General features: G+C 37.1%; 25 protein-coding genes. 24 read left to right on the forward strand and 1 reads right to left on the reverse strand.

The window, feature by feature from the left end:
* Positions 1-162 precede the first annotated feature (162 nt).
* Positions 163-1,203 carry a tyrosine-type recombinase/integrase gene (locus tag AC4E8D_RS32375; protein WP_490206716.1) on the reverse strand — a complete coding sequence of 347 codons (1,041 nt, stop codon included), beginning with the start codon at positions 1,201-1,203 and terminating at the stop codon, positions 163-165.
* A 239-nt stretch (positions 1,204-1,442) separates the two neighbouring features.
* Here AC4E8D_RS32375 and AC4E8D_RS32380 point away from each other — a divergent pair, with 239 nt between their 5' ends.
* The 24 genes from AC4E8D_RS32380 (at position 1,443) to AC4E8D_RS32495 (ending at position 21,874) form a co-directional block, all read left to right on the forward strand.
* Positions 1,443-3,680, forward strand: a complete 2,238-nt coding sequence (locus tag AC4E8D_RS32380; protein WP_490206717.1) for an AAA family ATPase — start codon at positions 1,443-1,445, stop codon at positions 3,678-3,680.
* 140 nt (positions 3,681-3,820) lie between these two features.
* A complete protein-coding gene (locus AC4E8D_RS32385) occupies positions 3,821-4,930 on the forward strand; it encodes a hypothetical protein (RefSeq protein ID WP_490206718.1) in 1,110 nt (369 codons plus the stop codon).
* 110 nt (positions 4,931-5,040) lie between these two features.
* Positions 5,041-5,325 (forward strand): HU family DNA-binding protein, encoded by a 285-nt coding sequence (locus AC4E8D_RS32390; RefSeq protein WP_490206719.1) that lies wholly within the window; start codon positions 5,041-5,043, stop codon positions 5,323-5,325.
* Between the two features lie 91 nt (positions 5,326-5,416).
* Positions 5,417-5,566, forward strand: coding sequence for a hypothetical protein (locus AC4E8D_RS32395; protein ID WP_490206720.1), 150 nt, complete (start codon positions 5,417-5,419; stop codon positions 5,564-5,566).
* Between the two features lie 87 nt (positions 5,567-5,653).
* Positions 5,654-5,857: a YonK family protein gene (locus AC4E8D_RS32400; protein WP_490206721.1), complete on the forward strand. Its 204-nt coding sequence runs from the start codon at positions 5,654-5,656 to the stop codon at positions 5,855-5,857.
* Position 5,858: 1 nt separating this feature from the next.
* Complete coding sequence (locus AC4E8D_RS32405; protein ID WP_490206722.1) at positions 5,859-7,115, forward strand: hypothetical protein; 1,257 nt, start codon at positions 5,859-5,861, stop codon at positions 7,113-7,115.
* Between the two features lie 26 nt (positions 7,116-7,141).
* On the forward strand, positions 7,142-7,483 hold the full coding sequence (locus AC4E8D_RS32410; protein ID WP_490206723.1) for a hypothetical protein: 342 nt from the start codon (positions 7,142-7,144) through the stop codon (positions 7,481-7,483).
* Between the two features lie 69 nt (positions 7,484-7,552).
* On the forward strand, positions 7,553-8,455 hold the full coding sequence (locus AC4E8D_RS32415; RefSeq protein WP_490206724.1) for a hypothetical protein: 903 nt from the start codon (positions 7,553-7,555) through the stop codon (positions 8,453-8,455).
* A 269-nt stretch (positions 8,456-8,724) separates the two neighbouring features.
* The gene (locus tag AC4E8D_RS32420) at positions 8,725-10,176 is read left to right on the forward strand and encodes a DNA-packaging protein (RefSeq protein WP_490206725.1); all 1,452 of its coding nucleotides are present in this window, start codon (positions 8,725-8,727) and stop codon (positions 10,174-10,176) included.
* 17 nt (positions 10,177-10,193) lie between these two features.
* On the forward strand, positions 10,194-11,663 hold the full coding sequence (locus AC4E8D_RS32425) for a hypothetical protein (RefSeq protein WP_490206726.1): 1,470 nt from the start codon (positions 10,194-10,196) through the stop codon (positions 11,661-11,663).
* Positions 11,664-11,678: 15 nt separating this feature from the next.
* Entirely contained in the window at positions 11,679-13,232 is a 1,554-nt protein-coding gene (locus AC4E8D_RS32430) for a DUF8531 domain-containing protein (protein ID WP_490206727.1), read from the forward strand.
* 82 nt (positions 13,233-13,314) lie between these two features.
* A complete protein-coding gene (locus AC4E8D_RS32435; protein WP_490206728.1) occupies positions 13,315-13,803 on the forward strand; it encodes a hypothetical protein in 489 nt (162 codons plus the stop codon).
* Positions 13,804-13,913: 110 nt separating this feature from the next.
* On the forward strand, positions 13,914-14,891 hold the full coding sequence (locus AC4E8D_RS32440; RefSeq protein WP_490206729.1) for a hypothetical protein: 978 nt from the start codon (positions 13,914-13,916) through the stop codon (positions 14,889-14,891).
* A gap of 148 nt (positions 14,892-15,039) precedes the next feature.
* Positions 15,040-15,795: a hypothetical protein gene (locus AC4E8D_RS32445; protein ID WP_490206730.1), complete on the forward strand. Its 756-nt coding sequence runs from the start codon at positions 15,040-15,042 to the stop codon at positions 15,793-15,795.
* Between the two features lie 5 nt (positions 15,796-15,800).
* Complete coding sequence (locus AC4E8D_RS32450; RefSeq protein WP_490206731.1) at positions 15,801-16,226, forward strand: hypothetical protein; 426 nt, start codon at positions 15,801-15,803, stop codon at positions 16,224-16,226.
* Positions 16,223-16,513 carry a hypothetical protein gene (locus AC4E8D_RS32455; RefSeq protein ID WP_490206521.1) on the forward strand — a complete coding sequence of 97 codons (291 nt, stop codon included), beginning with the start codon at positions 16,223-16,225 and terminating at the stop codon, positions 16,511-16,513. The genes AC4E8D_RS32450 and AC4E8D_RS32455 overlap by 4 nt, the downstream gene beginning before the upstream one ends.
* A 1-nt stretch (position 16,514) precedes the next feature.
* Entirely contained in the window at positions 16,515-17,174 is a 660-nt protein-coding gene (locus AC4E8D_RS32460) for a hypothetical protein (RefSeq protein ID WP_490206522.1), read from the forward strand.
* Positions 17,165-17,656, forward strand: a complete 492-nt coding sequence (locus AC4E8D_RS32465) for a hypothetical protein (protein WP_490206523.1) — start codon at positions 17,165-17,167, stop codon at positions 17,654-17,656. The genes AC4E8D_RS32460 and AC4E8D_RS32465 overlap by 10 nt, the downstream gene beginning before the upstream one ends.
* Positions 17,657-17,671: 15 nt before the next feature.
* Positions 17,672-18,424 carry a hypothetical protein gene (locus AC4E8D_RS32470; protein ID WP_490206524.1) on the forward strand — a complete coding sequence of 251 codons (753 nt, stop codon included), beginning with the start codon at positions 17,672-17,674 and terminating at the stop codon, positions 18,422-18,424.
* A gap of 89 nt (positions 18,425-18,513) precedes the next feature.
* The gene (locus AC4E8D_RS32475) at positions 18,514-19,269 is read left to right on the forward strand and encodes a hypothetical protein (protein ID WP_490206525.1); all 756 of its coding nucleotides are present in this window, start codon (positions 18,514-18,516) and stop codon (positions 19,267-19,269) included.
* Positions 19,270-19,394: 125 nt separating this feature from the next.
* A complete protein-coding gene (locus AC4E8D_RS32480) occupies positions 19,395-19,898 on the forward strand; it encodes a hypothetical protein (RefSeq protein WP_490206526.1) in 504 nt (167 codons plus the stop codon).
* Between the two features lie 4 nt (positions 19,899-19,902).
* Positions 19,903-20,400 (forward strand): hypothetical protein, encoded by a 498-nt coding sequence (locus AC4E8D_RS32485; RefSeq protein WP_490206527.1) that lies wholly within the window; start codon positions 19,903-19,905, stop codon positions 20,398-20,400.
* Positions 20,401-20,408: 8 nt separating this feature from the next.
* Positions 20,409-21,428, forward strand: coding sequence for a tyrosine-type recombinase/integrase (locus tag AC4E8D_RS32490; protein WP_490206528.1), 1,020 nt, complete (start codon positions 20,409-20,411; stop codon positions 21,426-21,428).
* Positions 21,429-21,448: 20 nt separating this feature from the next.
* Positions 21,449-21,874, forward strand: coding sequence for a hypothetical protein (locus tag AC4E8D_RS32495; RefSeq protein ID WP_490206529.1), 426 nt, complete (start codon positions 21,449-21,451; stop codon positions 21,872-21,874).
* The last annotated feature ends 22 nt before the right edge of the window (positions 21,875-21,896 follow it).

Here is a 21,896-nt window from a genome sequence, read left to right on the forward strand (position 1 = left end):
AGACGGTACTTTCTACAGCACTATAATAAAAGTGGAAAACCCAATAGTAAGGAATTTTGCCCCCTTTATAAATAGAATTATAATATATATAATATAATATATAAAACAACTAATTATAAAGCGTGCAAAATTCCTTACTTTTAGGTTTTCCACTTTTTAAACTTACCCCTTTTCAATAATTCTAACCAATTCATATTGTGCGCTATTACTCAATTGAACTATTGCTCTCATTAATTCTTCATGTGATAAACCTTTAACTACATCAATAACATTAACGTCTTGATCGAGTGTATATGATGGTTTCAACGTCAAATCATCTGTTAGAGCAATATAATTAGTTTGTGTAGTAACAATAGACTTGTGTTTTCCCTGTAGTTGTGCCTTCGTTAAATCTCCTGTTCTATCTAGTACTCTATTTACTCCACATTTTTTAAAGCTATGAAACTTAATGTTTCTCTTCGGATCAATTTCGAAGTACGTAACGATCTCCTGAATATACTTTCCAACTTTATGTTTGTACAAGTTAGGGAACAATTTCCCTTCTGTTCCTAGCATAACTTGCAACTCATTGAACAGTTTTTCCGAAATAGGTGTTTCATGTCTGGAGCCTTTATCGACCATATCAATGTAGTTGACGAATACACCCTTTTCATTTTTCACTCTAAAATCTTCCCAAGTTAGAGAGAGTAGGGCTTCTAATCTAATAGAAGAGATACATGCCAACTTCAATAGCATAGACATTTGATTTCCAGCCATTTGTTCGATGAAAGCATACTCGATAAACAGAAAAGCTTCATCCCACTCTAAGTTTCCGTAGCCTTTGCGATCCAGTTCAACTTTATCAATTTTTAAATTGTCAAAGATATTGTTATTGATTGTTTGATGGTCAACTTTCAATGAGTCAAGAAAGCTACCTACAGATTCAACTTTACGCTTGATAGATGCGTTCTTCAAATCTTTGTCTTTCAGGTGATTGTGATACTTCATAGCTTCAAGACTCGTTAAAGATTTAACATCTTCGATAGTTACATATTCGATTTCCTTGTTAAAGACAAATTTGAAAAATTGTCTAATGTCTGTGCGATATGCATCAGCAGTATTACTAGAGCGTTGCCCCCTAATGAACTCTTCGAAGTAAGAAACAAACTTGTGATCATATGTATATGCTACTTTATCAAAATTAACTACTGCCAAACTACTCATTCAAATCATCTCCGTTTCACATAACTGTTATGTGATAATAATATACTTTGAAAAATAGTGTGTCAACAAAAAGTTCCGTACTATACGATACTATATGAAATATTAAGAAAAATACAGTATTATATAAAACAATACTGAACAATTATGTAATATACGAAAATATTTCATACCGTTAATAAAAACTTGTTAAGAACTCAAGAAAGTACTATAATGAGAATACTATAATTAGGAGGTATGATATGACAGAAGAAGCTTTTGAAGTAACGATCACGCCAGAGCGAAGACTTTACCCTAGGCCACAGGCTGAATATGATGACTTTGGAATATTCGCAGTAAATGTGGTAAGCACAGAGAGCAGAGATAAGATACAGACAAACTCTTTTGGCAATATAACATTAAAGGGAGGTATGCCTGACCTAAAGATAGGCAAGACATATATTGCTTCTGTCGTCAGAAAGAAAGACCCAAAACATGGATTAGGATACGAGGTATTTAACGGTCTGATATATATGAAAATGTATTCAACGAAAGAAGAACAGATTGTATTCTTATCAACCATATTAAGTGAATTTCAAGTGAAGGCTCTCACGAATGCTTATCCAAACAATAATCTAGTCGATTTGATCAAGGAAGATAAAGTTGACTTGAGTATCGTAAAAGGAATTGGTGAATCTAAACTTCAAGCCATCAAAAACAAAGTGGCTGAGAACGAGAAATACCAAAGAGCGATCATAAAGTTATCTGGAGAATACGGAATTCCTTATACTGCGGTTAAGAGACTGTCTGAAAAATACGGTTCACCAGATATTTTAATTGACAAGATCACAACTAATCCTTACATCCTTACAGAAGTAGATGGGTTTGGGTTCAAGAAAGTCGATGAGATGGCATTAAATATGGGAGTGGAGCCGGAGTCTAAACATAGGATCACTTCATGTGCTGAATATATTCTAAATGAAGAGTCGGGTAATGGACATTGCTGGATGAAGTTAACTCGATTAATAAACGAGTCAATTAAGTTGTTGGGGTTAAAGATTAAGGTAATTAAAGAAGCATTACTAGAAGAAGCAGTCAATAGAAAGTATACGATTGACGATAATCTAATTTACTTGAGAGAGTATCACAAATACGAGTCTGGAATTAAAGACAATGTTGTTCGTTTATTGTCTGCTAAATTCGCATATCAAATTAAAGACATTGAGGATATTATCCAAGGCGTTGAGTTAGAACAGGGTTTTCCCTTTACAGAAGAACAAAAGAAAGCTATTTATCTTGCCATTGAGCACAACATCCTTATTGTTAACGGTAAAGCTGGTACAGGTAAAACATCAGTAATTAAAGGTATCGTTAAGGTGTTGAGGTCAGTAGAGGGCTTAGAATACGCCACATGCGCACTTTCAGGCAAGGCAAGTCAACGTATTCAAGAATCGACAGGACTCGACTCGTACACTATACACAGGCTTTACGGATACAATCCTCAGATGGGATGGGCGTTTGATGAAAACAATCACTTACAGAAAGATATTATTATTCTAGATGAAGCGTCAATGGTTAACTCAGAACTCTTCTACTATGTAATGAGGGCGATCAAAGACGGTGCAAAGCTGATTATAACAGGAGATACAGCACAATTGGAGCCTATTGGCGTAGGAAATGTGTTGGTTGATCTACTAGCAAGTAACATGGTTCCGAAGGTAGAACTGACTATTGTACATAGACAGGCTCAAAGATCAGGAATCCTTTCGTGTGCAAACATGATAAGAGAAGGCAGAAAGTTCATTGGCACAGCGGAGATGGGGTTAAGTAAGCATGGTGAACTGCAAGACCTTTGGACATATGGATATGATAATAGTGATGATGTATTCAAACGAGTAATCAGCCTAGCCAAGAAGTTTAAAGGAGATATCTTAGACTTCCAAATTATCGTACCAATGAAGACCAGAGGTGTGAATTGCGCTAAGAGTATTAATGAAACTTGCCAGAAGATATTTAATCAGAATCCAGAAGATGTTGATCCCCTCAATAAGATTGAGAGAAAGAATGTAACCTTCATCGAAGGAGATAAGATCATTCAGAATGGTAACAACTACAATAAGCAACTCTGGAATGGTACTATTGGAATTATCAAATATATTGACTCAACAGCAGTCGTAGATGGAGAGATAGTAGGGGAAGTAATAGTCGATTTTGAGGGTATTGGCGAAATCAGACTCACCAAATCCGAAATGTCTCAAGTTGACTTGGCATACGCGATCACAGTTCATAAGAGTCAAGGTAGTCAATGGAGATATGTTGTGTTCGCAATGGATTACTCATCGTATGTACTGTTGAATCGTCAGTTGGCTTATACAGCAATGACAAGGGCTGTTGAATACTTGTTCATGCCAATAGAACTTAAGGCGCTTAAACATGCTGTGGAGACTAACAAGTCCACCGAAAGACAGACGTTCTTGCCAGATATGTTGAAGGTAGCTTAACTATATGAATCCTACTATTTGAAAAAATAGCAGGATTTTTTTTATAAAAAAAGTAGTATAGGGGGAGTTTGCGGTAACTCAAGAAAGTACTATAATTATAAATATAGAAACGAAACAACACCGAAGGGGTGACTCAATATATGAAGAAAATGTCTGATAGCTTGAATTATAATATTGACTCTATTGAAGAAAGAATGAGTCTGGTAAATAGAATCATAGAAGAAAATGACGATGAATTAGTCGAGTATTATACGAACCATTATAATCCGCATGTTAGTCAACAAGGGGTTTTGAGTGAGAACACAAGGGTAGCTAAGGACTTGGAAAGTTTGGCTAGTTACCTATTATATGCGAAAGACCTTGACGCAAGCGAAGATACCATTACTGATTATCGTCAAAAAAGAAACAACAGCAGAGAAGCTTCTATAGAGAAGGTTATCAAATTCAAAGAGGTTAGAAAAGAGACAAACAGATCAATCATCAAAACGCCGAAGATCAAAGTTAACGATAAGGATAGAGCAGAGTATCCTGAGTTGGAGGAAACAGGAAAGACGATTGAAAAGATGACAGAGATGATCAAATCTGGTCAAGATACAAATGGCAACAAAATGACTTTAACAGAAGTTAAAAAGCTTAAGTGGATCAGAACTGATATCCAAAAAGATGAGATTGCAATGAAGAACGATTTGAAAGGATATATTAGATTCCAGAGCATCTGCAAGTCTGAGCCAGATTTCAACCAATTGTCATTCATTAGATTTGACGACCCAGAGATCATTAGAGTCCTAGTTGAAGATTACGCCGATCTCAAAGAAACATCTTACGATGATACCTTTGGGTATATGAAGATTATCATCTTAGCCTTTGAAGATTTAGTTGAGAAGTCGGATATTACAGGATATATGAAGGATATTTTTGTGTGGAAGGTAGAAGGAAGATCGCATGACGAAATGATAGAAGGTTTAATTGAGAAGTACGATCTTAAGATGACAAAGCCTAGACTTAGTAAGATGACAAGAGAAACGATCCCAAACATGATTGTAGAAACATATAAGCAACAACGAGAAGATTGGGTATATACATACGCCATTCGAGGTGAGTATAAAACTTGTAACTGTTGCAAAGTGAATTATCTACTAACGAAGAAATACTTCAACCCAAACAAGAGATCGAAGTCAGGTTTAAGGAATGTATGCAAAAAATGTAGGAAAGAAAAGTACCAAAATGATGTGGTTGCCAAAAAAGCATAAAATGTCTGGTGCAAAACATTATTAGTTATGTAGGAGTGAAAGGAAGCCAAAGAAAGTATAGGTTTAATGGAACTCAAAATAATATAAGAGATAAAAGGAGATGTTTTAAAATGAAAAAAGATCAATTTATTCGTTCGTATGCAGAGGTACATGGTGTAACAATTAAATCCGCAGGTGAAACAGTTAACTCGGTATTGGATCACATCTTGAAAGTAGTTCCAACACTTGAAGACTATGAGTCTTTGGACTTCAATGGTATCGTATCTTTCAAAGTAACTCCAGTTTCCGCACGTACAGTACGTAATCCACAGACTGGTGAAACACTGGCTAAAGAAGCTACACGCAAAGTTAATGCAAGTGTTAAAGCAACTCTCAAAAACGCAGTCAAGGCTTAATAAATTTCAAAAAGGGCAAGTCACTTTTCATAGGGTGACTTGCCCTTTTTGTTGTATAAGGATTTTTAAATTCATGGAGGTGACTTCTTTTATGAAGGAAAAAGTTAGGAAGGATCGTAAAAAGCCAAAGCACATTAGAGATGCGGAGAAAGCAAAACACGCAGAAATCTACAACGAAGGCTATAAGCATGGATACAGCATGGGATTAGAGATAGGTAAGAAATTGAACGAAACTGTTTAAAAATGTATCGTACATTACTGTAAACTACGAAAATATATGAATTAATATGAAATAGTTTCATACATGAGATAAAAGGAGATGTTCAATATGGCGAAAGAACCAAAATCTACACGTACACTTAGTCACGCAGTTAAAGGTTATTTAAATCTTGAAGATATGAAGGTTGTTGAGGTGTTGGATGCTGAGACTGGAGAAGAGGTTGTTCATGATCTTGCTGAAATCCTTAATGAGTACAATGGGAAAGAGATGTCTATCACTGCCAGCATGAAAGACAAGCTGGAAGGTGAATAAGATGAGATCATACACCAATAAAGAAGGTGAAATAGTAACAGTTAGTCAAGAGCATCTTGATACTGCTACAAAAATCAAAAGAGAACTTCAAATGGCATCACCTTCATATCGTTGTAACTGGACAGAGCATGAACGTCTAATGAGGAAAGAAAATTTTGAAGATAGCGAAGTGTCTGAAAACTATCGTCAAATGATTAAGAAATTTCAGACTGACAATGGGACAATCGACACTCGTGTAAAGCAAGCTGATCTTGTTGCGGATTCCAAACTGAGTTCTATTAAAGAAGCAGTAGGGGAGATGTACTACACCAAACGTGAGGTGCAGATGGAAAGCTTGAAGCTTGGCAAGTTGAAGCGTGAATTAACTTTATTTGGTGTGATTGCCGAACAGGTTCATAATACATTGTTGAAAGAACTTAACGAGGTTATTCCAAGTTTTGTTTATCAAGAAAGGCTCCCGATTGTTGATGAAGGAAAAATGGTGGTAATGTTGTCTGATTGGCATATTGGGGCAACAGTAGATAATGTAAAAGGCAACAACTTTAATTATGAGATCGCTCAGAAACGTGTGAAGAAGTATCTTTCTCGCGTCAAGAAGATTGCGCGTGATGAAGATATTACAGAAATCAATGTTGTGTGCATGGGTGATATGACTGAACATGTATCCATGCGTAAAGTCAATCAAGCCCACGAAGCAGAATTTCCACTAGCAATGCAAATTGTCAAAGCATATGAGTTGATTCGAAACTTTATTGTTAATCTTTCAAAAGACTTTAATGTCACATATCGCGGTATTGGTGGCAATCATGACCGAATGAATGGAGACAAAAACGACAATATTGATGGAGATTCTACAATCTTTGTAATCAACTACATGATTAATGATTTTATTCAAAATGCGAAAGCTGATCGTATTACTTATGTTGAAGTTGATAATATCAACTACAGCACTTCATTCTATCTTAATGAATACAATTTCAAGTTTGTTCATGGAGATAATGAGAAGGGGAATAAGAAACTTGCTAGCCATGCTGACATCGACAACACTGTCTATAATGTTTTAGCAATGGGACACTTGCATCATTTTTCGGTTAATGAGGTTGGTCAGAACAAATACGAAGCTTATGTTGGCTCATTGATGGGCGCTAACAACTATGGAGTGAAAGGTAAATTCTTATCCAACGCATCACAAGGAGTGATTATCGTAAATTCGTTTGATGAGATCGACATTAAGCGAATTGATTTGCAAAATGTTTAAAAACTCAAGAAAGTATGGTGATTTAAATGAACTTAAGAGACGAACTAGAAATCCCCTTATTGACAAATCAAATTATTGAGGCACTCAAAGAAGCGGCAATAAAACGGGAGCCAATTCATACTGATAGATATTTAAGAGGTGTAGGTAAGACAACTGCATTAATTGACTTTGCTATACAGTATGATTTTTATGTTGTTGTTCCGCACTCTGCACAACAATATATTGATTGGACTGGTTACGAAAAGATTATTCCTGCTTCAGATTTGTACAAGTTTAGATGTGATGAAAAGTTGGTTTTTGATGAAGGTGTAAAGATTTCTCGTCTTGCAGGTGATCAAGTTATTACAGGATTTATTAATGAGTATTAAAATAAATGACCGCTAACTCCTTGTTAGTGGTCATTTATTTATTTTGACTTTTAGAGAGAGGGTGAATGAATGGCACTAAGAAAACAATGTAAAGGGGAATGTCAAAAAAGCAGATTGGTGAGTGATTTTTATACATCCAATTCCATTATGTTCGATGGACATGTACCAGTATGTAAAAAATGTCTTAAAGATATGATCGATGAAAATAATATCGAATCTGTTAAAACGACATTACAGCGGATTGACAAACCATTTATAGCAAAGGTTTGGAAATCAGCAGAAGATAACGATAGCGACACAGTTGGTTCATACTTCCGTATGATTAACTCTCTACAGCAATATAAGACATCAAGTTGGGCAGACAGCGATTTTGAAGGTGAAAATCAAACAGATATATATAAGCATAAGTTTGATGATATTGACGACATTGAGGAACTGGAAACCGAAGGTGGAACAATAAAACTTACCAAGCAGATCGCATTGAAATATGGTGGTGGCTTCACCAATAGAGAGTACCTACAGATGGAAGACTTCTACACTGAAATGGACAATATTAATGGTGTTGTTGCTCCAGAGTTGAAGAAGCAATTGATTTATCTGTGTAAGCTTCAAATTAAGATGGATAGAGCATTGGAAACTGATGATGATGGCGCATTCAAGAACTATAATGATCGCTATGAGAAAATTCTACAATCCTCTGGTTTTCGTCCTATTGATAGAAAGAGTGCTAATGAAGCATCGGGAATGAGATCGTTTGGTGTTGTTTTTGAGGAAGTAGAGAAGCGAGGGTACACAGAACCTAAGCCAATTGAAGAACGCATGGATTTAGTAGATATGATCATTTTAGAAAATCTTAATTACACAAGAAAGATTGTTGGTCACGAAAGACTTATGGAACTACCAGATGATATTCATGATTCTCTTGAAAAGGCAAACGGAACACTTGCTTCTGATAGAGGTGAAGAGGTATGAGGATTGACGATAGAGTAAGATCATTTGAAGCTACCATTGAGGACTGGAGAAAATACTTAGCCTTATTTAGATCATACCCTGATCTTTTTATTGACTTTATTTTACCCAAAGACTCTAAATTTGAACTTCTCCTCTTTCAGCGAATTATGTTAAGGGTTATGTTCAGGTATCGTAAAACTTTTCTAACGTATACTCGCGGTAGTTCTAAATCTTTTACTCAAATACTTGGGAAGTATATTGAATGTATCTTATATCCTAACGCAAAGATCATGATTACTGCACCACAAAAGCAAATGGCGGCACAAATTGCTCAACAGAATATTGAAGCCATTTGGGGATTCATGCCGATTTTGAAGAATGAGTTGAAAGAAAAAGGAATTAGATTTGAGAAAGATTACACTAAGTTATTTTTTAGAAACGGTTCTGTTCTTGACGTTGTAGCAAACTCTGAATCTTCGAGGGGGTTACGTAGAACAGGCTTATCAGTAGAGGAGGTTATTCATGAACGATTTGATGAGGAGAGTTTCAATACAGTTATACTTCCGATTATGGCGAATACAAGATACAGTGCTATGGGCGGTGAAGACCCTTATGAACTCCACAAAAAAATAACTATTGTAACGACTGCTGGTACTAAGCAATCATTCGCATTCAACCTTCTTAAAGAATATATGTATGACATGGTTAAATATAACCCTAAGACCGATCCTCCAGAGAAGTCAGCGTACATTATTGGATCGAGTTACGAAATGGCTACAAAATATGAAACTAAGTCAGGATTCAAACTGCTGTCACTGTCATATATTAACGATCTAAAAGAGTCACCTAACTTTAATCCTATTTCATTTTTAAGAGAGTATGGGAGCGTATGGTCAGGAAGTTCTGAAAATTCATTAGTCGATCTTGAGACATTTCGTAAAGCTAGAGTTCTCGATAAGGCTGAAGAGAAGGCTGTAAAAGATAAGAATGTTGAATACGTATTGAGTTATGACGTAGCGAGGTCAGAAGGTAATGCAAATGCTCAGTCGGCTTTAGTAGTCATTAAGATCACACCTAAAGGTGATGGAACGTACACGAAACATGTAGTCAACATCTACACGTTCGAGGGAAGTCATTTTAGACAACAAGCTACTTTTTTAAAACAGAAAGTGAATGACTTTAGGGCAAGAATATTAGTTGTGGATGCCAATGGCTTAGGTCAAGGTCTAGTCGATCAGTTGGTTCTGGAGATTGACTCTAATCCTCCATATGAGGTTGTTAATGATGAGAGATACTTGAAGTATAAGACTGCAAATAGCATTCCTATGGTCTTTGCCATTAAATCTCAATCTAAAGACACTAAGGCAAGTGATATTCATAATCTATTCATTCAATGGATGGCTAATAATCAAGTTAAGTTTTTGGAGTCTGAATCTCAAGCTAAAGGTAGATTAGTAAGTGCTAAGAAAGATGTAGAGTTGCACAGCGAATTGCTAAGACCATTTGTAATGACAGATTTCTTACAAGAAGAGATTATGAACTTGGACTACAAGCAGTCAGGAAATAATACCGAAGTTAGACAGGTATCCAAATCGATACAAAAAGACCGATTCTCCGCATTGGAGTATGGGTTATTTTGGATTTATTTAGAAGAAAAGAGAAACCTTACTTTGCGTGAAGAGGATATCGGTGACATTGAATCATTCTTTATGGGAAGAAAGGCGAGAACAACTATACGATGAAAGGAGATGGTCATTAAATGAGTGAAGAAGATTATAAGCCGATATCTATTCCATTAGATTTCGCCAAGGTAACAGAAATGGTTGTTAAAGACTTGAGCAAGAATACATCTGCTATCACCAAGTCTTACACAAAGGCTAACGTTGCGACATATCTAGCTAATACTAAAAGGTATGCTAAAGAGTTGCAAGGAATGAGTGCGTATCTGTATGACTTTTCACCGCATTATCGAAGACTGGTCAACTACTATGCAAATATGGCTACTCTTGATTATTATGTTGAATTGCATGGATTAGACACTTCTAAAAATGTGAATATCAAAAGCTTGCGCAACAATTATAATAAGACTCTTGATTTTGTTGAGTTGATGAATATCAGACATGAATACAGGAAGGCTCTGGTGTCTGCTTGGAAACTGGGAACATTCTACGGTTTTGAGTTATACACTAAAGATACCTACTTCATTAAGGAGCTTCCCTATGACTTCTGCCAAATCAGTGGAATTGCAGACGGTGTTTACACTTTTAGTTTTGATGTATCATACTTCGAAAGAAATGCAGATCAGTTAGAGTTGTACCCTAAAGAGTTTGTAAAAATGTACAATTCCTATAAATCTGGTAAACCGAAGTGGCAAGAGGTTGATCCTTCACGATCAATCTGCATCAAAGTTAATGAGGAGTCTTATAATGACATTCCTCCATTTGCTGGTTTGTTTGGAGACATTTTCGACATCGAGTCCTATAAAGCATTACGCCTAGCGAGTGCAGTTATGGGGAATTACAAATTCATTGTTGAGAAGATTCCGATGAGGGAAGGTTCTGATAAGAATAACGATTTCCGAATGGACTTAAAAACGGTTGCGATATTTCACAATAAAACAGCGGCTCTACTTCCAGATGAAATAGGGATATTTAGTACGCCTTTTGAAATTGATACGGTTGAATTTAGCAAAGATAAGTCTGAAGTTGATAATGTAGCAAACGCTGAAAATGCTTTCTATACATCAGCAGGTACGGCTAAACAGTTGTTTAACCCTGAAGGTGGAACGTCTTCTTTAGCTAAATCGATTAGTGTAGATGAAGCAGAGGTATTTGGTGTTCTCAGGCAGTTGGAGAGAATTGGAACAGGGAAGATTAAGAATGCAATTAGCGGATCATTTAAATTCCGTCTAAGAATCCTTGACAATACTATCTTTAACAGGAAAGAGAGAATCGAAGAACTTATTCAGAGTGCTCAGTATGGACTCCCAGTCAAGATCATGCTTTGTGCTTGTCTTGGTATTTCTCCTAGTTCGGTTGTGTCAATGAACTTCCTAGAAGAACAGGTTTTAATGTTGACTGACAACTTTAGACCATTGACTTCTTCTCATACGCAATCAGGAGATGAAGAAAGTACAAAAGAAGGTGGAAGACCTGAAGTTGATGAAGATGATCTTTCTGAAAAAGGTGAGTCTCAACGAGAGGGTGAAGATAACAAAGACAGGGAATAGAGGGAGGTGAAAACAATGAAAAATGTACTCAAGGCTATTCCTGTTGTTTTTGAGAAAGTAGATCAAATTGATACTCGTTTCCAAAAAGTTAAAATATGGCTCATGCACTTAGGACAAAATTATAACAACAGCATCTTCACAAAAGAAGCTGTTGAGGATGCGATGGAGTCTTTGAAGAATACTCCTATCTTAGGTTATGTAGAAGAATCCAGATTAGGAGATAAAGACTTCAGGGGACATGAAGTAGAACTTGTTGTTGAGGATGGCGACCTGAAAACTCGCTATGTTGGACAAGCCTATGGGGTGATCCCTGAGAATTGTAATCCTCGTTTCGAAATTAAGAAAGGTGATTTCAATAATGATTTGGAATACCTTGTGGTCGATGGACTAATGTGGACTAAGTTAGAAGATGGAGTAAATATCCTGAATAACTTCGGTGAAGTCTCACAGTCAATGGAGCTACACGATGATTATGATGCGGAATTTAACGAAGAAGGAGTTCTTGTTTTTACCAGATTCTCATTCTATGGTGCTTGTTTATTGGGACAAGATGTTCTACCAGCGATGCAAAAAGCTAGTGTAGAAGTGAACTTTTCGTCTCATGTTCAAGTTTACCAAGAAGAGATTTCCCGTAAATTAGAAGAGTTTCAATTGATCTTTGAAAGAAGTCAAGAAAAGGAGGTGAAAGATTTGAATCTTGAAGAATTGTTAGCTAAATATTCAACGACCGCTGAAGCACTCTCTGAAAAGGGTGTTGATGTTACCACATATTCTGTTGAGGATTTGGAGCTAAAACTTGCAGAAGTTTTTGAAGCCGAAGGTGAACCTGAAGCTGATCCTGATCCAAAACCAGAAGGCGATCCTGAAGGTGGTACTCCAGAAGGCGAATTCTCCCAAGAAGGACAAGGATCTGATCCTGAGCCAGAAGCAACTGATCCAGATAAGTTCTCACTTAGATTTGAATTGTCTCACGATGATATTCGTACCAAACTTTATGCAGGACTTGATCAACATATTGCTCTAGCAAATGGTCAAGAAGAGGATTGGAGTTGGAATTATATTGTTTCAGTATATGAAACTCACATTATCGTAGAAGACGATTATGGTCAGAAGTTCCATAAGGTAGAGTATGCAAAAGATGGAGATAACATTTCTCTTGGCTCTGTTAGTGAAGTTTTTGCATCGTTCCTAACGAACGACGAGAAGAATGCTCTTGAACTTATGCGTTCTAGCTTCGAACAGTATCAAACAGAGAATACAGAATTAAAATCATTCCAAGCAGATGTACTTAAGGGACAGCACGAAGCTTTGGCTGAGGAAGTAATTTCTCAGTTCGACAAGCTTTCAGACGAAGATGTTTCTGAGATTCGCGAGAATGTTCATAACTTCACTTTAGAACAAATTGAATCCAAATGCTTTGAGATGGTTGGTCGTAAGGCTATCAAGTACTCCGCACCTAAAGGGAATACGAGTTACAGCATGAAAATTGGTGTGATTCCAGAGAAAGAAACACCTACTCCATCTAGCTTTGCTGAGTTATTTAAGAAGCATGGTATGAGTGTGAATTAATCATAAGATCGTGGGGCAGTTGTGCGCCACCCTAAAAACAAATACAAATCAAATTATGGTATTTTCCGAAGGAGGAAATAAAATGGCAGTTACTCGATTGGATAAGATTACTGGTGGACACCTTGAGTCCATCCGACACACAGCAGTACTGAAGAATGGACATTTTGTACAATTGGGAGCACTGGTCGGTGATGAGACTGAACTTTATGCAGTAAAGACAGCGGCAACTGATGCAGAGTTGAAAAATGAATTCTTGCTCCACGCTACACCAGAGGTAATGCCTGATCCGCGTCAAGCAGGACTCAAGCACTTCCAAGTAGACGCAGGTGATCAAGGTCGTGCATATCACTTGGTAAAAGGTGATGTAATTACACTCACAGCCGACTTGATTGATGGAACACCAGTTGTAGGACAATTTGTGGTTCCACAGTTGGATTCCTTGAAGCTGGAAGCATCCCCTGACGGTCTGCAAGGAGTCGCTGAAACTAGTTTGGTTCTGGAAGTAGTTCGCAAGACTACTCTGGGTTATGACGCTGACGTTGCTTATCAGCTTCGTGTTGTTAAAGCCTAATAAAGAACTAAAGAAAGTACATTTACTAAAGCCCCACAGCCCTAATTAAACTTAGGGCTGTTTGGTGATTTTCTAAAAAATATGAGGTTTATTATAAGGAGGAAATACAGATGCATAATACTGCTAAATTGGCAATTGAAGTATATCGCGGTGAAGGAGAAGCAACTAAGTTTTCTCGTTCTGATTCAATGGAGGTGCTTCGTAGAGAGTTGATCGCTGAGAATGGTGGTTCTGAGAAGCTGACACCTAAATCTTTCCGTAACAACCCTAACCTGTTCGCGATTCTGGAAGAAGCATTGGATATTCTGGTTGAAGAAGGCATTAAAGGTCAGTTCGATACATTCGTAGAGACTGTTGTAATTGAACATGGTGACGCTAAGGTGTTCACTATTGAAGAAAATCGTTTGTTTGACGTAGCCATCATCTCTGATGGTAATGGCGACCTTCGCCGTGACCGCTTGGATACTGGTGAATTGACAGTTAAGACTTACATCATGGGTGTAGCTGTCTACGAAGAACTTTCCCGACTGTTGGCTGGTCGCCAAGACTTTGCTAAATTGGTTGCGAATGTTGCGCGTTCTTACGAGAACAAAATTCAAAACTTGATCTATGACGCTGTTTATAACAGCTACAATCAACTGAGTTCCACTTACGCTGTATCTGGTACATTCTCTGAAGGCAAGCTTGATGAATTGATTGCTCACATCGAAGCGGCTACAGGAATGGATGTAATGATTTTGGGTACTAAGTCGGCACTAGCGAAGATAAACTATGGTACTGAGTCTCAGAAGACTGTGGAGCGTAAAAACGACTTTGGTTTCTACGGTAACTTCCACGGCACTGAAATGATGGCTATCAAGCAAGCACATAAAGTAGGTTCTGATGAGTTTGCGATTGACAATGGCTTCATCATGGTAGTTCCTAAGACTCCAGATAAGTTCGTTAAGTTGGTAATGGAAGGCGATTCCATGATCGTTGAGGGAGATGGCACGAACCGTAAAGACTTCCAACGTGATTACACCTTCATTAAAAAAGCTGGTGTAGCGGTACTTTCTGCGGCTAAATATGGTATCTACCGTATCGCATAGTAGTTTTATTGTGGGTCTAGCACCCCGCGCGATTGAGCGCAGATTCACTTAAAGCAAGGAGGACTTCAGTCTTCCTTGCTTTTTTATTTTATTAATATGATGTCCTTAGAGTGGACTACAAAGAAGAGAGAAAAAGGAGATGTTTTATATGACGATGACGAAAGCACAATTGGTGGAAGCGATTTTGAAAATCAAAGAGGTTGATACGAAGGCTAATCTCATGAAGAAGTCTCTAGCGCAACTAGAATCAATTCTAGGAGAGTTGGAAGCCGAGTCGATTGATGAGTCTAGCGAGACAAATGTAGCGCAGGAACAAGCATCACAGGCTGTTACAGAGGACTTGATGAAGGCGATGAAGGAACAGTTGATGGCTGAGATCATGGCTGAAGCAAAAGAGAAGGCACGTCAAGAATTTGAAGCAGAGCAGAAAGAAGTTGTTCAGAAGAAAACTGAAGATACTGAAGTCGAGAGATTTGAGCTTATCCCTGTCATGAATGTCACAAATGGACAGTTGATTTATACATCGAAAAGAACTGGAAATGAGTTTAGATGGAATGAATATGGGGATATTGATCATCTTGAATATCAAGAACTTCTTGGAATGCGCACATCTTATCGCCGTTTCTTCGATGAACCTTTCATTTTAGTTTTGGATGATAGAGCCGTTGAAAAACTTAAGTTGACTGAAATGTATGAGAACATCAAGAACCCTGAGCAAATTGATGTGATTTTTAATATGAACCAAGCTGAGTTCGAAGACGTTGTAGAAAAATCCCCTAAAGGCATTAAACACCTAATCGTTTCTAGAGCAATGGAATTAGAGAAGTCTGGTGAACTGGACTCCAGCAAGAAGATTAAATTCTTGAACAAACGATTCAATGTTGAAATCGGTTTGAGGGGGTAATTTCTATGTCAACTCCTCTCACAGATGTATATGATTTCTTTCTATTTAAGGTAACTGACTATTCATTCATATCTCTTAATGAGACGGGAGACTTGGAAGCCTTGTTGTACAAGCATCTTAGAAGTGCGATAGTTCGCTTCACTGGTACAACAACAGACTTGAGTATCAATGTAAAAGAGCAAACGTTTAACTCTACGCTAAATGACTTCGAAAAAGAAATTCTAGCTACGCTAATGAGCATTAGTTATGTTTCAGGAAAAGTCACTCACATCAAGAACTTAGAGCAAATCCTAACTGACAAAGAGTATAAAATATATTCCTCGCAAGCGCATCTTGGACAACTCTTGAATTTAGTTAAATCTCTAAATTTAGAGGTTTCTAATTTGATGGTTGTCTATTCTTATCAAAATGGACTAGATGAATTGTCATGATGACACCAATGGGTAAGATTGATGGGGTAAGCCTAGATGCTTACATGTCTAAGTTGATTGGGAGAATCTTTAAAATTATCCCAATGAATGAGGAGAATGTAAGCACACTTGGATTTTATGTTGACTCTCTTGTCAGGGAGATTATTGGTAACTCTAAATTATTTTATGGAGAAGAGATGATTTCATTAAGCGGAACTCTCAAAGGTTTGAATTATGAAAATCATAGACTCTTGAAAAGCGATGTTTTCAAAGCGATCCATTTGATCGAGAAAGTGAGAGTGAATTAAAATGGATTTAACTCTCTATCAAAAAATGCTTGGAAAAAATAATCCTAATATGACTCAGGCGATTATCAATGACACGATTATTCATGTTAACGATATGTTTAGTAAGTCTCCATCTTATAGAGTGGTAAAGATCAATGGAGTAGAAGCGGACTGCATTATCAACAGGAAGAAGTCGAAGAAGATCGATCTACTTCTAAGACCAAATAGTGTTGTTGATCTAGGATCATATGTAGAGATAAAGAATGATACTTACCTGATTGTAGATTCCGTTGATAATGAAGTTTATCCGAAGGCAGATGTCGAACTCTGCAATCGGAGTTTAAAGTGGAAAGACTCTACGGGATCGATCAAGGAATATAAGTGTTCAGCGCAAGGAGAGACATATGAGATTGATGATACGAAGGTGATTTACTCCTCTAAAGGAGAGTTTAAAGTGCAGGTGCAGTACAACCAAGATACGAAAACCATTAAACCTCAGATGAGGTTTATTTTTGATGAAACAGCATATGAGGTTTCTTCTATTGATTCGGTATCAGATATTTACAACGGAGTTGGAGTTTTAAATCTCACTCTCACATTTACAAATACTTCAGACACAGATGATAAGGAAAATCAGATTGCTGACACAAGCGGTAATTCAGGATGGGGTGGATGGCAATGAAGTTCGAAAAATTATCAGAAAATATAATCGCTATTATTGGCGAAGTTCTCAAGGATAAGAAGCTTATCAATTACATCGGTTGGACAGGAGATAACCCCTCTCAACAGTCAATCGATCCTCATGCTATTGCACCCAAAGGCACATCTGAAAGAATATTTCCATATCCATTTGATGTGAACTTCAAAGAAGATATTAGAACTGAGTTGCACATTTACTATCCAAACTTAAAGTTTACAAACAATAGTCACGTTGGTAGAACTGTTGTTCTTTTTGACATTGTGGTACACAAAAGCATCTGGCTACTCACAGATGATGGGAAGAAGATCATTAGACCTTATGAGATCCTACATTTAATTTTGAAAATCTTTAAGGATAATAATATTCAGGGGCTTGGAGAACTTCACTTCGTAGAAGCTGATCACACAGTTATTAATGAAGAGTTTGAAGGAGTCAGACTTATAGCAACAACTACAGAGTTCTAAGAGAGGGGTGATCGTTTGCGTGATATAGATTTGAAGTTAAAACTATTCTCTGGAAGACCTATTAACGCAATAGGTTATGGTGACATAACCCCTCTCACTGTACAAGAAATTGTAGATGTAGGCTATTCAGAGTATATGAAATACCTGAACATCCTCACGTTGGATTCGAATGATTTTCTTGAAGACTCAACACGAGAGGATATTCATGTGCTTGAACTACTCTTAAATCATGCTGGTCGTGAAATTGAAATGATCTTCGAAGAAGCATTAAAACTTTTCTTTAGAGGTGACATTGTTCTCGATAAAGATGAGTTGAGAGTGTTCGTGAACATCAGTGATGATGATGTCAAAATAATAAATAAAGATAACTACTATCAGGTACAAGAGATTTTGAAGTGGCAAAATTATATTAATAGTTTTGAAGAAAAGAGATTGGAAGATAGCTTTAATCCAGTAGACGAAGAAACTAAGAAGCTAAAAGCACAAATGGATGCTGTAGCAAAGAAGAGGGATGAATTAAAGAAGAGGAAGAGTCAGGCCACAGAAGAGAGTAATGAGGATTCTGAAGTAGACTTCTATGACATTCTATCAGCCATCTCCTCTAAGTCTTACGGGATCAACGAACTAAATGTTATTGGCATGACAGTCTACCAAGTGTACAGGAAGTTTAAACGCATGGAGATTATCGATCAATACGACATCAGTATTAAATCTATGTTAGCTGGTGCTCAGAATATTAAAATTAAGCATTGGTCAAGCAAGGGTTGATTGTATCCAAAATAGACGAAGTTTGGATGCCTTAACCACTATTATCTATGAGCGCAATAAATTAGAAATGTTAGAAGGAGTGATTACACATGTCACGATTTGGTGTTAAGGAAGTTGTAGATGGTATTTTGTATAATCTGTTGACTGGAAAAGCTGAACTGTTTATGGACACGCTTAAATTGTCCAATCTAGAAAACGCCGCTGAAACTGTATATGCAACTGGCGGTAAAGGAGCACCACGTTTGATTGGTTGGGACTTCAACCGAACTGCAACATTTAATATTCAGGATGCATTGGCGAACCCGAAAGCAATCGCTATGCAATCTGGTACTCAGTTGGAGAAGAAAATTGAAACAATCTTTGAACGTGTTCTTGCTTATACTGTAGACGATGGTGCTGGCAACTCTACTTTCGCTCTGGATGAAACTCCAGACGTTGGTTCCGTAGAGATTTATAAAACTACTGATGGTTATAGCCAAGACGAAGAGGTTACTAAAGCTTCTATCACAGTGACAGGTAAAGATGTTTCTGTTCCAGCGGCATCTCTTGCTATTGGAACTCAGGTAATTGTTTACTTCACGTATCAAACTGTTACTGAAGCAGAAGTGATTACACTGAAATCTGATCAATTTGGCGGCTACTACCGTTTTGTTGGTAAAACAGTGTGGCGTTCTGAAGCAACAGGACAAGACGAGAAGGTTCAGATTGTATTGCCGAAGGTTAAAGTAAGTTCCGCGTTTACACTTACAATGCAACCTGATGGCGACCCATCTGTGTTCGATATGAATCTTGATGTATTTAAAGATCCACAGAGCACTGATATGGTTAAAATTATTCGTTACTAAAATTCAATAAAGTGCTGAAAAAAGTACCGAGTAAACACTTTTAATGGTGAGAGGGATTTTCCCTTTCACCATTTTTTTTGTGTCTTCTTACGGACACAACATGCGAGATTAAAGGAGGTTTTCAAATGACAGAGCAGTTGCAAGAACTAAGTTATGAGGTCATTCAGAGGGCAAGTGAAAAATACGAGAACGTAACAGAGGTTGTCGTTCAGTTAGATATTGATGAAAAGATTCAATTCTTCAAAGTAGAAATTTTCAAACACTTCAGTACTATTCAGGTAATTCAATGTGTACAAGAATTGGTAGATAAGCTAGATCGAGTGCGTATTAAAAGTGGAAATGATGCAATGGACAAAGTGTTTACACCCTACATGATCTTCCTTATTGTTAAGCATTTCACCACACTGAAATTACCTGACAAGCTTCCCGAACAGTTAAAGGCAATCGATCATATGACGAATAGTGGAGCACTATTTCAGATACTTATCGCGTTTGACGAAGATGAGATTGATAAAATTCACAGAGAAATCTCAAATGTCGTAAACAACTTTGATAGCAACTTAGAAGAGGTTGAATTCTTCAAAGAGCAAGTTAGAAAAAAACTAAAAGATAAATCATTGATGGATTAAGCCTATGGCTGTTAAAAATGTAAGCGCACTTAAGAAGGCCATTCTTGAAAAAGCAAAACAAGGGATGAAAAAGAAAGTTCTTCCTGTAGTGCAAGAGCAGATGCAAAAATCCATCACTGAGGAAGTCTACAATGTTTATACTCCCAAACAATATAATAGGAGAGAATTTTCTGGTGGTGGATTAGGAGATAAGAGCACAATGAAAGATTACACTCTTAATTCAAGTGTAAGTGGCTTTGACTTTATGGTTGTGAATGAAGCGAGAGCAAAGAGTGATTCTGGTTTGCTTGCACCATTAATTATCAGAGGTGGATCGTGGGCTAGATTAACCGATTATACTGTACAGCATTCGAGATATCCAAGCTATGACTCTATGTACGCTAGACATAGTGGTGGTAGATTCGTGCCTTTCTATGCTCCAAGGGACTTTATGAGTCATGCGAAAAGTAATTTAAATAAGAGCGATATAACCAATAAATTGAAGAACTTTATGAATAAGTAGGTGAGTATATGAAGAGGAAGTATGTACGTTATGCGACTAAAGAAAAAATGGAGCAGGTTTCTGAGAAGAATAAAAGACATATTCAGAGATACTTTGGTGCAATGAGTATGAATCTAAGTGACTCGTCAAAAACCAACTATCAGTCAGACTTCAATCAGTGGCTAGTATTTATAAGTGACAAATATAAATCTGGGGCAATTGACGAAGAAGATATTATTAAGATTTTAAAAGGTGAAGATGATGAAGACAATGGTAATGACGGAATGGAAGATATGGTCGAAATAATAGAAGACTACGTAGCTTTTTGCGTTACGTTTTTGGGGAATAACGAGCGAAGGATTCAGCGGAGACTGAGTTCTATTTCCTCGTTTTTTTTGTATCTTCTAATGAAGAGAAAGATAAAGGCCAACCCACTAGATTATATAAAACGACCAAAAATTGGAGCAGGAGAGAAGCCGCAGGTTATTCAAACCTTCCTTACTGAAAACCAAGTTTCCGCCATCAGACAATATTTTGAAGACAACGATGAATTGCAACTTCAGCTTTATTTCGAACTTTCCATTTCAACCATGCTTCGCGTGAATGCGGTAAATAATATAAAGGTTAATCAAATTGACTTTGAAACTGGGATGATCACGAAGATCAAAGAAAAAGAAGGTAAACTTGTCAATGGTTTATGTTCGGATTTGACAATGACCCTGATTGAAAAATGGATGAACAAGAGAAAAGAGATGGGTGCTGAATGTGAATATCTATTTATAACTAAATACAATGGAACTTGGGGTCAAGCAAGCAATAATGTCATGCAGACCAAATGGACGAAAAAGATCGGTAGCATTATTGGTGTACCAGATTTGCATCCCCATGACTTCAGGCACAGTGGTAGCTCCCTATTGTATAACAAAGGAATGGCACTGGAAGAAGTTCAAGAACTCTTGAACCACAACTCACCTGAAACAACGTTGAAGCACTATATTCAGAGAGACATGAAAAAACTACAAGACTCTAAGAAGAAATTTGAATTATAAGAGAAAAAGGAGTGTTTTAGATGAAAATGAAAAACGAAGAGGTTGAAATGTTTGCTAATTTTTTAATGGGTATTGAGATGAAGGGTTATGAATCAAATCTACGAACAAGATTCGTGAAGAATGTTCTAGCTGAAAGAGCCGCATTAATCAAAGAGGAGCATGCAGAGTTGATTCGTCAGTATGCACGTTTTGACGAGGAAGGGAATCCGATCATTATCCAAATGGGAGAAAATAAAGCATATGATGTTCCTGACCGAGTAGCGTTCAATAAAGAATACTACATGTTGCTCAATGAAGACTTTATTATCGATGAGACTGAAGAACGCAAGAAATTACTGCTGTTAATAAAAGATATAATTTTGAACTGCGATAAGACTTTTAAAGGTAGAGAAGCTTTAGAGTACGACAGATGGTGTGAAATTGTTGAGGAAATCGAATACGAGTAATTTCAAGGGAGTGTATAATGCA

It is taken from the genome of Paenibacillus sp. SRL342 (assembly GCF_984798905.1).

Bases quoted from the DNA above. Each gene is read 5' to 3' on its own strand.
- AC4E8D_RS32375 (WP_490206716.1), bottom strand. From the start codon at position 1,203: ATGAGTAGTTTGGCAGTAGTTAATTTTGATAAAGTAGCATATACATAT.
- AC4E8D_RS32380 (WP_490206717.1), top strand. From the start codon at position 1,443: ATGACAGAAGAAGCTTTTGAAGTAACGATCACGCCAGAGCGAAGACTT.
- AC4E8D_RS32385 (WP_490206718.1), top strand. From the start codon at position 3,821: ATGAAGAAAATGTCTGATAGCTTGAATTATAATATTGACTCTATTGAA.
- AC4E8D_RS32390 (WP_490206719.1), top strand. From the start codon at position 5,041: ATGAAAAAAGATCAATTTATTCGTTCGTATGCAGAGGTACATGGTGTA.
- AC4E8D_RS32395 (WP_490206720.1), top strand. From the start codon at position 5,417: ATGAAGGAAAAAGTTAGGAAGGATCGTAAAAAGCCAAAGCACATTAGA.
- AC4E8D_RS32400 (WP_490206721.1), top strand. From the start codon at position 5,654: ATGGCGAAAGAACCAAAATCTACACGTACACTTAGTCACGCAGTTAAA.
- AC4E8D_RS32405 (WP_490206722.1), top strand. From the start codon at position 5,859: ATGAGATCATACACCAATAAAGAAGGTGAAATAGTAACAGTTAGTCAA.
- AC4E8D_RS32410 (WP_490206723.1), top strand. From the start codon at position 7,142: ATGAACTTAAGAGACGAACTAGAAATCCCCTTATTGACAAATCAAATT.
- AC4E8D_RS32415 (WP_490206724.1), top strand. From the start codon at position 7,553: ATGGCACTAAGAAAACAATGTAAAGGGGAATGTCAAAAAAGCAGATTG.
- AC4E8D_RS32420 (WP_490206725.1), top strand. From the start codon at position 8,725: ATGATTACTGCACCACAAAAGCAAATGGCGGCACAAATTGCTCAACAG.
- AC4E8D_RS32425 (WP_490206726.1), top strand. From the start codon at position 10,194: ATGAGTGAAGAAGATTATAAGCCGATATCTATTCCATTAGATTTCGCC.
- AC4E8D_RS32430 (WP_490206727.1), top strand. From the start codon at position 11,679: ATGAAAAATGTACTCAAGGCTATTCCTGTTGTTTTTGAGAAAGTAGAT.
- AC4E8D_RS32435 (WP_490206728.1), top strand. From the start codon at position 13,315: ATGGCAGTTACTCGATTGGATAAGATTACTGGTGGACACCTTGAGTCC.
- AC4E8D_RS32440 (WP_490206729.1), top strand. From the start codon at position 13,914: ATGCATAATACTGCTAAATTGGCAATTGAAGTATATCGCGGTGAAGGA.
- AC4E8D_RS32445 (WP_490206730.1), top strand. From the start codon at position 15,040: ATGACGATGACGAAAGCACAATTGGTGGAAGCGATTTTGAAAATCAAA.
- AC4E8D_RS32450 (WP_490206731.1), top strand. From the start codon at position 15,801: ATGTCAACTCCTCTCACAGATGTATATGATTTCTTTCTATTTAAGGTA.
- AC4E8D_RS32455 (WP_490206521.1), top strand. From the start codon at position 16,223: ATGATGACACCAATGGGTAAGATTGATGGGGTAAGCCTAGATGCTTAC.
- AC4E8D_RS32460 (WP_490206522.1), top strand. From the start codon at position 16,515: ATGGATTTAACTCTCTATCAAAAAATGCTTGGAAAAAATAATCCTAAT.
- AC4E8D_RS32465 (WP_490206523.1), top strand. From the start codon at position 17,165: ATGGCAATGAAGTTCGAAAAATTATCAGAAAATATAATCGCTATTATT.
- AC4E8D_RS32475 (WP_490206525.1), top strand. From the start codon at position 18,514: ATGTCACGATTTGGTGTTAAGGAAGTTGTAGATGGTATTTTGTATAAT.
- AC4E8D_RS32480 (WP_490206526.1), top strand. From the start codon at position 19,395: ATGACAGAGCAGTTGCAAGAACTAAGTTATGAGGTCATTCAGAGGGCA.
- AC4E8D_RS32485 (WP_490206527.1), top strand. From the start codon at position 19,903: ATGGCTGTTAAAAATGTAAGCGCACTTAAGAAGGCCATTCTTGAAAAA.
- AC4E8D_RS32490 (WP_490206528.1), top strand. From the start codon at position 20,409: ATGAAGAGGAAGTATGTACGTTATGCGACTAAAGAAAAAATGGAGCAG.
- AC4E8D_RS32495 (WP_490206529.1), top strand. From the start codon at position 21,449: ATGAAAATGAAAAACGAAGAGGTTGAAATGTTTGCTAATTTTTTAATG.